This window comes from Salinisphaera orenii subsp. orenii MK-B5 (assembly GCF_003788635.1).
GTDB lineage: Bacteria > Pseudomonadota > Gammaproteobacteria > Nevskiales > Salinisphaeraceae > Salinisphaera > Salinisphaera orenii.
Window position 1 is genome coordinate 1 of the sequence record NZ_AYKH01000028.1, and the last position, 11,437, is coordinate 11,437.

11 protein-coding genes and 1 other annotated feature are annotated in these 11,437 nt (G+C 63.8%); of the genes, 9 read left to right on the forward strand and 2 right to left on the reverse strand.

The features are described 5' to 3' along the window. Positions 1-36: 36 nt before the first annotated feature. Together SAOR_RS11940 and SAOR_RS11945 are read right to left on the reverse strand one after the other, a co-directional pair. Positions 37-1,154, reverse strand: a protein-coding gene (locus SAOR_RS11940; RefSeq protein ID WP_123631627.1) for an IS3 family transposase whose coding sequence is annotated in 2 segments (ribosomal slippage) — positions 37-917 and positions 917-1,154 — 1,119 coding nt in all. Because the reading frame shifts where the segments join, the coding sequence is not laid out codon by codon here. Positions 1,155-1,202: 48 nt separating this feature from the next. Beyond that, the gene (locus SAOR_RS11945) at positions 1,203-2,444 is read right to left on the reverse strand and encodes a cryptochrome/photolyase family protein (protein WP_123631628.1); all 1,242 of its coding nucleotides are present in this window, start codon (positions 2,442-2,444) and stop codon (positions 1,203-1,205) included. Between the two features lie 165 nt (positions 2,445-2,609). Here SAOR_RS11945 and SAOR_RS11950 point away from each other — a divergent pair, with 165 nt between their 5' ends. The 9 genes from SAOR_RS11950 to SAOR_RS11990 all read left to right on the forward strand — a co-directional run bounded on the left by SAOR_RS11950 (position 2,610) and on the right by SAOR_RS11990 (position 11,401). Further along, entirely contained in the window at positions 2,610-3,458 is an 849-nt protein-coding gene (locus SAOR_RS11950) for an SIR2 family NAD-dependent protein deacylase (RefSeq protein WP_245965463.1), read from the forward strand. Between the two features lie 58 nt (positions 3,459-3,516). Continuing rightward, a complete protein-coding gene (cysC, locus tag SAOR_RS11955; protein WP_123631630.1) occupies positions 3,517-4,155 on the forward strand; it encodes an adenylyl-sulfate kinase in 639 nt (212 codons plus the stop codon). 119 nt (positions 4,156-4,274) lie between these two features. Continuing rightward, on the forward strand, positions 4,275-4,751 hold the full coding sequence (locus SAOR_RS11960) for a protease complex subunit PrcB family protein (RefSeq protein WP_185015663.1): 477 nt from the start codon (positions 4,275-4,277) through the stop codon (positions 4,749-4,751). Between the two features lie 109 nt (positions 4,752-4,860). Continuing rightward, positions 4,861-5,301 (forward strand): low molecular weight protein-tyrosine-phosphatase, encoded by a 441-nt coding sequence (locus SAOR_RS11965; protein WP_123631632.1) that lies wholly within the window; start codon positions 4,861-4,863, stop codon positions 5,299-5,301. A 157-nt stretch (positions 5,302-5,458) separates the two neighbouring features. Continuing rightward, positions 5,459-6,700: a polysaccharide biosynthesis/export family protein gene (locus SAOR_RS11970; protein ID WP_123631633.1), complete on the forward strand. Its 1,242-nt coding sequence runs from the start codon at positions 5,459-5,461 to the stop codon at positions 6,698-6,700. A 142-nt stretch (positions 6,701-6,842) separates the two neighbouring features. After that, positions 6,843-8,474 (forward strand): polysaccharide biosynthesis/export family protein, encoded by a 1,632-nt coding sequence (locus SAOR_RS11975; protein WP_123631634.1) that lies wholly within the window; start codon positions 6,843-6,845, stop codon positions 8,472-8,474. A gap of 21 nt (positions 8,475-8,495) precedes the next feature. Further along, positions 8,496-9,509: a Wzz/FepE/Etk N-terminal domain-containing protein gene (locus SAOR_RS11980; protein WP_123631635.1), complete on the forward strand. Its 1,014-nt coding sequence runs from the start codon at positions 8,496-8,498 to the stop codon at positions 9,507-9,509. A gap of 47 nt (positions 9,510-9,556) precedes the next feature. Beyond that, positions 9,557-10,776, forward strand: a protein-coding gene (locus SAOR_RS11985) for an IS3 family transposase (protein ID WP_123631636.1) whose coding sequence is annotated in 2 segments (ribosomal slippage) — positions 9,557-9,842 and positions 9,842-10,776 — 1,221 coding nt in all. Because the reading frame shifts where the segments join, the coding sequence is not laid out codon by codon here. Further along, positions 9,835-9,951: a sequence feature (AL1L pseudoknot), on the forward strand. Its footprint overlaps the gene before it by 117 nt. A gap of 52 nt (positions 10,777-10,828) precedes the next feature. Further along, on the forward strand, positions 10,829-11,401 hold the full coding sequence (locus SAOR_RS11990; RefSeq protein WP_185015664.1) for a glycosyltransferase: 573 nt from the start codon (positions 10,829-10,831) through the stop codon (positions 11,399-11,401). Positions 11,402-11,437 lie beyond the last annotated feature (36 nt).

Sequence of the window (11,437 nt, forward strand, 5' to 3'; positions counted from 1 at the left end):
GCGCGCGGCCGCTCTTACCGCCCCTTGGCCTGAGCATCAGCTCAAGCGAGCTGAGCTTTGTACATAATCAAGACGCGGATTATGGAAGCGCTCGATGTAATGGAAGACATCGGTCCGGGCTTCGGCCAGCGTCTGATAGCGCCGCCGGTTCACGCGCTCTCGCTTGAGTATGCCGAAGAAGCCTTCGGCCGCAGCGTTGTCGCCGCAGTGGCCGACCGCGCTCATGCTGCAAATCAGGTTGTGGCCACGTAGAAAGCGTTGGTAGTCGTCGCTCGTAAATTGCGTGCCTCGATCCGAGTGCAACACGACCGGCTCGTCGTGCGTTTCACGTTGCCAGAGCGCCATCAGCACGGCCTTGAGTACGAGATCACGGGTCTGTCGAGAACTCATCGACCAGCCCACCACGGCTTTGTTATAGAGGTCGACGACGACGCACAGGTATAACCAGGCTTCAGCGGTCCGGATATAGGTGATGTCGGTCACCCACTTCGTGTTGGGTTCGAGCGCGACGAAGTCGCGCTCGAGATGATTACGCACATGCGTCGGCCGATCGCCGGAAGGCTCGGCCCGCCAACGCCGCCGCTGCGGGATACCCTGGAGACCGTTGATGGCCATGAGTCGAGCCACCCGATTGCGGCTGACGGTCTCGCCCTCGAACTGCAGCGTCTCGGTAATCCGCGGTGCACCGAACACGCCATCGCTGTCGCGATGCAGCGTGTGGATCTTCTCGGTCAGCCGCGCATTGGCGCGAGCCCGAGGACTCGGCGACCGGTTGGCCCAAGAATAGAAACCGCTGGTCGAGACCTTCAGGCAGCGGCACATGAGCTGGACAGGATAATCCGAGCGACAACGCTGGATCGTCGCGTACCTCACGACGATCCCTTGGCGAAGTACGTTGCCGCGTCGCGCAAAAAATCGCGCTCCTTTCTCACCTGTGCCAGCTCGCGCTTGAGGCGAGCGAGCTCTTGATCACGCGGCGTGCCGCTGCCCTGAAATACGGGCTTCGTCGAACGCTGGGCCTCGCGGCACCACCGGTTGAGCATGGTCGGACTGAGCCCGAGATCGCGGGCGACCGCGCTCGCACTGCTTGATGACGATCGCACGAGTTCGACGGCCTCGGCCTTGAACTCGGCACTGTACTTCTTGCGTGGCATAACACTCCTTTTGCCGGCCCATGATGAGCCTTCTTTGAAGTGTCCGCATTAACGGGTGAGAACCCAGTCGATCGCGTCCAGATACATGGCCAGGTGCCAGTCGTTGAACGCGCGCGGGTTCACGCCGGCCACCAGGGCGAACAGGCCGAGCACCATCAGGCGCTGGATGTGGTGGGCGTAGCCGTTGTCCAGCACATTGGCCATGGCGTCCGCCACGCAGGTCATGTCGGTATCGCCGTCCCAATAGGCGCGTGGGACCGGCAGGTCGGCGGACAGCGCGTTGCGTTCGGCGTAGCCGGGCATCTCGCGCCAGTAAACGCCGCGGACGAACTCGCGCCAGCCCAGGATCTGTCGCACGAAGCCTTCCACGCAGGCAATGGGCGCGTCGCCGGCCTCGTAGGCGGCGACGGCGGCGTCCACGCACTCGCGCGGGTCCAATAGGTGCAGGTTCAACGCGGCCGACAGTCGCGAGTGGTAGGCAAAGCGCACGCCGGTCCAGAGCGCGTCCTGGTAGGGGCCGAAGACGGGCAGGCGGTGTTCGATGAAATCGGCAAGGGCGGTCCGCGCTTCGTCACGCGTCACCGGCAGGTCGAAGCCGTCGGTATGGCCCGGGTGATCGGGATAGCGCGTCTCGATCAGTTCGATGACGTCGCGGGTGCACGCATCCGGACGGAAGGCGCGGACATGCGGCAGCGCGCCCGGGCCCTGACGGCCGAAGGTCTCGCGGTTGGCCTTGTCGAAGTTCCACTGGCCGCCGGCGGGTTCGCCGTCATTCATCAATATGTCGTGCTCGCGGCGCAGGCCGCGGTAGAAGTCCTCGAGCACGATGCGTTGGCGCTCGGCCGCCCAGGCGTCGAACGCCGCTGGGTCGCAGTAGAAGTGGCGGTCCGGCCGGACCTGGAGGGCCCGATCGTGTTGGTCCGCGCACTCCTGCAGCAGGCTCTGCACGCGGTGGTCGCCGCTCTCGGTCATGACCAGGCGTTTCGGCTGGTGGATGCGGATTCGCGCCGAGAGGATGTCGGCGAGACCGCGTCCGCTGTCGCGGCGGCGATCGGCGCTCAGCGCGTGATAGTCCACCTCGAAACCGCGGTCGCGCAGCGCATCCCGGTGATGGCGCATGGCGGCAAAGAACAGCACCAGGCGTTTCTTGTGACACCACACGTGGGTCGCTTCGGTCTCGTTCTCCGCCATCCAGACGACGTCGCGTTCGGTGTCGAAGCCGTCGAGCGCGGACAGCGTCGGGTCGAGCTGGTCGCCAAGCACGATGACGAGATTGCGGACGCTGGACATTCAAGGCTCCTTAAGGCCCGCGCCGGGCCGTCAATGACTGATGCCTCGATCGTACGCAGACGCGGGATGAATGGATGGCGGGGCCGGCGCCGTTCCCGTCATCGTCTCGCTGCAGAGGGCCGCAGCGGGCCATCGTCCGCGCCGCGTGTTGGCGCACCCGAACGCATGCGGCACACTCGGCGCAGCATTCCACCGGACGGGCCGAAGACGATGCCGTTCCAGGCGCTGCGTCGGCGACAGGCCGATGCGTCGATCGATCACACCGAACTCGAGCGGGCCGCAGGCCTGCTGCGGGACGCGAAACGCGTGCTCGTGATCACCGGTGCGGGCATGTCGGCGGACTCCGGGCTGCCGACATATCGCGGCATCGGCGGTCTGTACGACACGGACCGGACAGAGGAGGGCGTGGCGATCGAGGACGCCCTCTCGGGCGCCATGTTCGAACGCGATCCGGCGCTGACGTGGAAGTACATCGCCCAGATCGAATCCGCCTGCCGGGGTGCCGCGCCCAACCGCGGGCATGCCGTGCTCGCCGAATGGGCGTCGCGTTTCGAGCGGCTGTGCGTGCTGACCCAGAATGTGGACGGCTTCCACCGCATCGCCGGTAGCGACGACGTCATCGAGATGCACGGCAATATCCACGGTCTGTCGTGCGTGGCCTGTCGTCATCGGACACGCGTCGACGACTACGCCGGGCTCGGTGCGCTGCCGCCGCGCTGTGAGATCTGCGGAGGCGTGCTACGGCCGGATGTCGTGCTCTTCGGCGAAATGCTGCCCGCCCGTGCCGTCACGCGCTACGAGCGGGCGCTGTCCGACGGCTTCGATGTGGTGATGAGCATCGGCACCACGGCCGTGTTTCCCTACATCGCCGCGCCGGTGCGTGAAGCCTGGCAGAGCGGCTATGGCACGATCGAGATCAACCCGCAGCCGACGGATATCTCACGCTTCTGTCATGCCATAATGCGCGCGCCGGCGGCGAGGGTGCTGGAGCGGTTGTCGGAACGCATCGGTTGAACACACGTCACGAGACGGCCTGTCGCGCCGTCGTATGCCACGCAGTGAAAGGTAGGGCATGAGCGAGAGCAAGAGCACGAACATCGTCTGGCACCAGGGCACGGTCGAACGCCCCCAGCGTGAGATCCTGAACCGCCACCGCGGTTTCACGATCTGGTTCACCGGGCTGTCCGGCTCGGGCAAGTCCACGGTGTCCGTCGCGCTCGAGGAGCGCCTGCACGGCATGGGCTGCCGGACCTATCGGCTCGATGGCGACAATGTCCGCAGCGGCCTGAATCGCGATCTGGCCTTCTCGCCGGAGGATCGTATCGAGAACATCCGCCGGATCGGCGAGGTCGCCAAGCTGTTTCGCGACGCGGGCGTTATCAACCTCACCGCCTTCATCTCGCCCTACCGGCGCGATCGGGAAATGGCCCGTGCGCTTAGCAGCGACAACGACTTCGTCGAGGTGTATGTCGATGCGCCGCTGGATGTCTGCGAGCAGCGCGATCCGAAGGGGCTGTACAAGCGGGCCCGCGCGGGCAGCATCCCGAATTTCACGGGCATCAGTGCGCCGTACGAGCCGCCCGAGGAGGCGGAGATCCATATCCGCACGGGCGAGTCGAGTGTCGACGAGTGTGTGGAGCAGATCGTGGCGTATCTATTGGCCAACGACTATATCGAGAGCGGTCTGGTCGAAACGGCCGGCGACGGCTGAGTCGGGCTCGGTTTTCGGTGTGGCAGCCTTGCGATTCGGCCCCGCGGCGCGAAATACGATCGGCGTGATAGGCTACGCCGCTGGCCCCAGCAATGTCCGAATCCCCAGGAATCTCCGTAATGACGCGAATGTTGCTTTGTGGCGTGGCGCTCACGCTGCTCGCGGCCTGTAGCCTGAATCCGTTTCAGCGTGGTGACAGCCTGCGCGTTCTCGAAGAGAGCCGCTACTGTGGTACGCCGTCCCAGGACTCGGACGCCGTGTTCTTTGGCGACTCCGCACGGTTCGGCGACTGGATTGCCTATCGCAGCATCGAGGAATTCGATGCCGATCTGGCTGCGGATCGCGGCGTACTCGTGGTGGAGATGGGGCAGCGCCCGACCGGCGGCTACGGTATAGATCTGGACCGCGACAAGACGGCTATCGAGGATGACACGCTCACCATCGGCATGACGTGGTCGGCGCCGCGGCTTGACGCGGCGGTCAGTCAGGCCCTGGTGGCGCCCTGTGTGGTGTTGCGCCTGCCCCAGGGGGATTACACCGACGTGCGGGTCGTCGATCAGCTGGGCGACGTGCGGGGTACTGCGACAATTGATTGATCGTGTCCAGGCCTTGAGGTCCGGACAAGACGCGCGCTCGCCGGCTGTGGTGTGACTCGAACCCGGCGGCGTGCGTGTATTCTGAATCGAATGGAAGACTGGCCGGTTTATGCAATTCCAGAGCATCCTCGTAATCTGTACCGGCAACATATGCCGTAGCCCGCTCGCGGAAGGCCTGTTTCGCCGCGATGCGCCGCGGTTGAACGTCTCTTCTGCCGGTATTGGCGCCGTGGTCGGTGGGACAATGCCCGATCCCGCCGCCCGGATAGCCGAACGCGAAGGCCTGGCTCTGGAAACGCATCGCGGCCGGCAGGTCGACGAACAGATCATTCGCGACCATGATCTCGTTGTGGTAATGGAAGAGGGGCAGCGTCAATGGCTGACGACGCGGTTCCCGCAGAGCCGGGGGCGGGTGTTTCTGCTGAGCCACTGGCGTGGCGGTGAGGACATCGCCGATCCGTATCAGCGTTCGGAGGAGTTCTTCGAGCACATCTACGCCGAGCTCGAGCCCTGTGTGGCGGACTGGGTTCAGCGTCTGGTTCCGGGATGATGGGTTTCGTCGGCCACGGGGCCCGAGACCGTCGCCCACCGGCGGCGTCGATGCTCAAGCGAACCGGTGCCGTCGACCCGACCCGGTTTCTTTCGTGTCTCGAGCGGCACGGCAACGATGGTCGAAGATCGTGATCTCAAGCAAGAAAGAGTTACGCATGCAAAACGGCATTCATGGGGGGCCGGCGGCCCAGTCTCGGGCGAGCCGGCTGTTTCGGGGCATCCTGGTGACCACTCTGGCGACCGCGGGCCTGACCGCCTGTGCGTTGCCGGGTTACCGTTCCGATATCTCGGATAGCGGGCATTGGTACGAGTTCGGCTCGGACGAAGAGCGTACCTATCCTGAAGTGCCCGAAGAGGAAGTCGACTACGATCCGCGTATCGTGTCGATCACGCCGGGCCTGCTGGAGCGACAGGTGCGCGAGCGCGAGAACGATTCACTGACCGCCGAGCAGCAGCAGGTGACCGCGGCCCCGTCGACGGTCGAGAACTACACCATCGGCCCGGGCGATGTTCTTAAGGTGATCGTGTTCGGGCAGCCCGACCTGACCAACCCGACGGGCAGCAGTGGCTCCAGCGATGGCATGCAGGGGCAGCTGGTCAGCGCCGACGGTACGATCTATTTCCCCTACGCCGGCGAAGTCGACGCCGGAGGCATGACCATTCAGGAATTGCGCCGCGAGCTGTCGCGGCGCTTGGCGGGCTATATCCGCGAGCCGCAGGTCGACGTGCGGGTGGTGCAGTACCGCAGTCAGCGGGTGTTTATTTCCGGCGATATCGTTAAACCCTGCACCGTGCCGATCACCGACGTGACGCTCACGGTGCTGCAGGCGCTGGACCAGTGCGACACCCTGGCGAGTAAAGAAGGCGGTGGTGTCGGCGTTCAGAACGTCGTGTTGATTCGCAACGGCGAATCCACGGCGCTGGATCTCAACGAGATCTATTCATCCGGCAAGCCGATCCCGTTACGTCCGGGTGACCGGTTGCTGGTGGACGACAGCGCCAACCGCGTATTCATGGTCGGCGAGTTCACCGAGCAGACGGCGCTGCCGTATTCCACCGGCGGCATGTCGTTGAGCGACGCGATCGCGGATGCCGGCGGTGTCGACCTCGAGACCGCCGATACGAGCTCCATTTATGTCATCCGCGGGTTCGTGGATGAAGAGGAGAGCGCCGATGGCGGCGTCAAGACCAAGGTGCGACCGACGGTCTTCAAGCTCGACGCGAGCTCGGTCGGTGGTTTTCTGCTTGCGAATCGGTTCCGGCTGGAGCCCCGGGATGTGGTCTTTGCCGCACCGGCCAGTCTCGTGAACTTCAACCGTGCGCTCGCGTTGATCACGCCGTCGCTGGACCTGCTGTTCCGCAGCTATCTGCTGTATGACCGCGCCAGGGACGACTAATCGGGTCGCGTGAGAGTCGGTCGAGCCGGTGTCGCACTCGATGCGGCGCCGGCTCGGTATGAGCGATGCTTGCGGATACGGAAACGCTGAACGTGCGAGACAAGCGACATAGCAACCACGGCCCGGCAGTAACGGCAGCTGCATGGGCGTCGACGACGGGCTGGCGTTACAGCACAGGTGCGTCTGCGGCCCGGCGGCGTATATCTTTTGCGCCGGGCGCCGTCTGCGGGTCGCGCTCGGCCTGCGTGCCGTCGCTGCTCCCAAGTCAGCGTCGTATCTGTCGATGATCGCTGTGTCCATCGACACGTGGCCGTGTTGCCGATGGATGCGGCTCGCATTCATCGGTGCCCTCATGGTGGCCGTCACGGGCTGCGGTACGCTGCCCGGTTACGAGGGCCGTGTGAACGAGCGACGTGGTCTGCTGGGAATGTCCGGTTCGTCGGTGGTGACCTACGACGAACATCTGGCCGCTCAGCAGAAAGTCGTCTACAAGCCGCGCCTGGTATCCGTCACGCCGGAATTGCTGCACCACGATATGAAGGTGAGTGCGGCCGAACTGCGCCGTCCTCCGACCGGGAATCCGGCCGCGCCGGAGCGGGAAAGTTATCGACTGGGTGTCGGTGACCTCATCAAGGTCATCGTCTACGGCTACCCGGAACTCAACAACCCGGGGTTTGCCTCCGGGGCCGGCGTGCGCGCTGGGACCGGGCCCGGCGTTGACAGTGGCAGCGGCCCGCCTGGTCGCGCCGGTGAGTCTGCCGGGAACCCGGGCCCTATGTTGGCCTGGTTGGTGGAACGCGACACCGCGGGTGGCCCGGCGCTGGCGCCCAGCCCGCTGATCGAGAGCGATGGGGTCAGGGCGACCAAGGGTGGATTCGTTCGAGGGCAGCCGGTATCCGCCGATGGCACGATATACGTGCCGCATGTGGGGCAGGTCGAAGCGCGGGGACGCACGCTCGCAGAGCTTCGGCAAGCCGTGAGCCGGCGCCTGGCGGGTGTGATCACGCAGCCCGCGGTAGATATCCAGATGCTTCAGTACCGAAGCAAATACGTCTATGTTTCGGTCGAGGAGGCGGCGCCGTGCGCGGTGCCTGTAACCGACGTCGAACTTACCGTGCTCGAGGCGCTGAATCAGTGTGACACGCTGGCGCTGCTGGCTCGCGAGAGCGCGGATGTTCAGCGCTACGCGCGCCAGGATGAGGATAAGACGGCGATTTCCCCGGAAGACGAGCGCCGGATCCGCACGGTCGGCGTGGATAGCGTCATACTGTTTCGCGATGGCAGAATGCGCCGCCTCAACCTCAATGAGTTGTACGCAAAAGGCGAGACCGTTTCGTTGCAACCCGGTGATCGTCTGCGGATCGACGATCATAACGACCAGGTCTTCATGGTCGGCGAATTCCGTATTCAGCGCGCGGTGCCGTACTCCAGCGGCGGCATTTCGTTGATCGACGCGATCGCTGATGCCGGCGGTGTGGTGCCGGAAAGCGGCGAGGCGCAGACCGTCTATGTGCTGCGGGATTTCGTGCACGAGCGCGCCGTGGATGCCGGTGACAGCGACGATAACGCCATCATCGTCCGACCCAAGGTCTACAAGGTGGACCTGGATTCGCCGCAGGGCTTCATCCTGGCCACGCGCTTCCGATTGAATCCGCGTGACGTGGTGTTTGCGGCCTCGGCGCCCTTGGTGCCGTTCAACCGCGCGATCGACGAACTGGTGCCGGAACTGGACGACTTGCTGGATAACCTCCTGATCCTGACGGACAACGACTGACTTCTAGAGACTACTGAACGTATGCAAGACACTCATACCGGCACTGCGAATCTGCCTTCGCAGAACACGTCCGCCTCCAGCGACGGCTACGAATCCGAAGTCAGTCTGCCGCGCCTATGGGGATTTCTGCGTAGCGGGCGCTGGACAATCGCTGCTTTCGTGCTGGTGGCGATACTGCTGGGTGTCTTTTACTTGCTGACGACGCCGTCCATCTATCGCACGGATGCACTGGTGGAGATACAGCCTGAAAGTACATCGCCGCTTGACGGGCTGACGAGCGATATCTCTCAGCTCGCCGGAGGGGGTAGCAAGAGCCCGGCACAGGCACAGATCAGCATCATGCGCTCTCGGTCGGTGGTCGGCAAGGCCGTGAACGATCTCGGGATGACCATCAGCACGTCCGCCAACCACTTTCCCTATATTGGCGGGTTGGTTGCGGGTAGCCGCGAGCAGGGGCCGCCGGCTGAGGATGCAGTTGATGAAGATGCCGGTTCGTGGTTCTCTAATTTCGCCTGGTCGCCGGTTGGTATCTCGGTCACTCGCTTCGAGGTGCCTGACGCTCTGAAGGGCAAGAATTTCACGCTGCGGGCACTGGGTGGCGGCGAGTTTGTCCTTTTCGGGCCTGAAGGCGAGCGGTTGCTCGAGGGGGAGACAGGCGAAAAGGCGACTGGACGAACCGAGGAAGGCGGCGATATTGAGCTTTTCGTGCGGGATCTGATGGTTTCCAATCCGCCCACGGAATTCTCGGTGAAGCGCAATCACTGGCTTTCGGTCGTCGATTCGCTTGGTAGCAGCCTGCAGATTGCAGAGCAGGGCGAAATGACCGGCATCGTCGAGATGGCCTTGGCTGGGAGTAGTCCGTCAGGCATCACCGAGAAAGTGAATGCCGTCCTGCAGCACTATGTAAGGCAGAACGTAGAAGCAAAATCCAAAGAAGCGGAACAGAGCATTCAGTTCCTTGAGAAGAAGCTTCCAGAGGTTAAGTCCGAGCTTGATGCCTCCGAGGCCAAACTCGCTTCTTATAAACAGAATTGAATCGCCCCGGGTTCGTCGGAGGCTCCAACTCTTGAGAAACTGGAGCCATGAAACAGAGCAAACGTTATTCCCCGGAAGTCCGTCATCGCGTGATCCGGATGGTCTTCGATCATCAGGGCGAGTACGCCTCGCAGTGGGCCGCAATCGGCTCGATCGCCGGCAAGTTCGGCTGCACACCTGAGACGCTGCGCCATTGGGTTCGCCAGGCCGAACGTGATCGCGGTCTGCGCGATGGCCAGACCACCGAAGAGCGCGAGCGCGTCAAGGCGCTCGAGCGCGAGAATCGCGAGCTCAAGCGTGCCAACGAGATCCTGCGCAAGGCATCCGCATATTTTGCCCAGGCGGAGCTCGACCGCCGAGGCAAGTGATGATCGATTTCATCGATGATCACCGCAACGTCTACGGTGTCGGGCCGATCTGCACGGTGTTGCCGATCGCATCGTCGACGTACTACGACGCCAAATTGAGACAAGCGAATCCGGAGCGCCGATCCGCTCGCCAACAGCGCGACGCCCGAATGCGTGAGGCGATTCAGCAGACCTGGGAGGCCAACAAGTGCGTTTACGGGGCGCGCAAGGTCTGGCGCCAGCTACAGCGAGACCAATGGCAGGTCGCCCGCTGCACGGTCGAGCGTCTGATGCAGGATATGGGCCTACAGGGCGTCACCCGCGGGTGTGCGCCTCGCACGACGCGCGCTGACCCGCGCCAGGCCGTCCCCGAGGATCACGTCCGTCGGGACTTCACGGCGGATGCGCCCAACCAGCTCTGGGTGGCGGATTTCACGTACGTTGCGACGTGGCGCGGCTTTGTCTACGTCGCCTTTGTCATCGACGCGTACGCCCGACGCATCGTCGGCTGGCGTGCATCGAGCGCGCCCAACACGAGTCTCGTACTCGATGCGCTCGAGCAAGCCATCCATGACCGGCAACCCGCCAAGGGCCTGATTCAACATACCGACCGCGGTGTCCAATATCTGTCGATTCGCTACAGCGAGCGGCTGACTGAGGTCGGCATCAAGCCCTCGGTCGGGCGCGTTGGTAGCTCGTATGACAACGCCCTGGCCGAGACCGTAATCGGGCTGTTCAAGACGGAAGTCATCCGCCGGATGGGCCCGTGGCGTCATCTCGAAGCGGTCGAGTTCGCAACACTGGACTGGATCGACTGGTTCAATCAGCAGCGCCTGTTCGGGCCGATCGGCGATATCCCGCCGGCCGAGGCTGAAGAAGACTTCTATGCCACACTTTCCGAGTCCGCCAAAGTGGCGTGACTCAAACCCACGAGCCTCCGGTAATCCCGGGGTGATTCAGTTCCGACGCGACGTGGGCATCGACTACGACGCGTTCGTGATCGGGCTGGCAGCTCGCGCCCATCCGATGAAGGATCACGACAATTTTCTGCGCGCCGCTGCGTCGTTCGTCGCCGACCACCCGAACGCTCTTTTTCTACTTGCCGGTGAGGGTACGGATGACGACGAGATCATCGATCGAGGTATCGCTGAATACGGCTTGAACAAGGCGGTGGTCCGATGCGGACGCCTTGAAAATACGGTCGCGTTCAACTGCGCGCTGGACGTCGCCTGCATGTCGTCCGCCTGGGGGGACGCGTTCCCTAATGTTCTCGCGGAGGCAATGGCCTGCGGAGTGCCCTGCGTCACCACCGAGGTTGGGGATGCACCGGCAATTGTCGGCGACACGGGCATCGTCGTACCACCGCGCGAGCCAGGCGCGCTGGTGCGCGGCTGGGCACAGCTAGCGGAACTCGGATCGGCAGGGCGAGCGGCTCTCGGGGCGCGTGCGAGAGAGCGCGTCGCGCAGCGCTATGCGCTGCAGCGAAGTACGCAGCGCTACATCGAACTTCTTGATTATGTACAAAGCTCAGCTCGCTTGAGCTGATGCTCAGGCCAAGGGGCGGTAAGAGCGGCCGCGCGC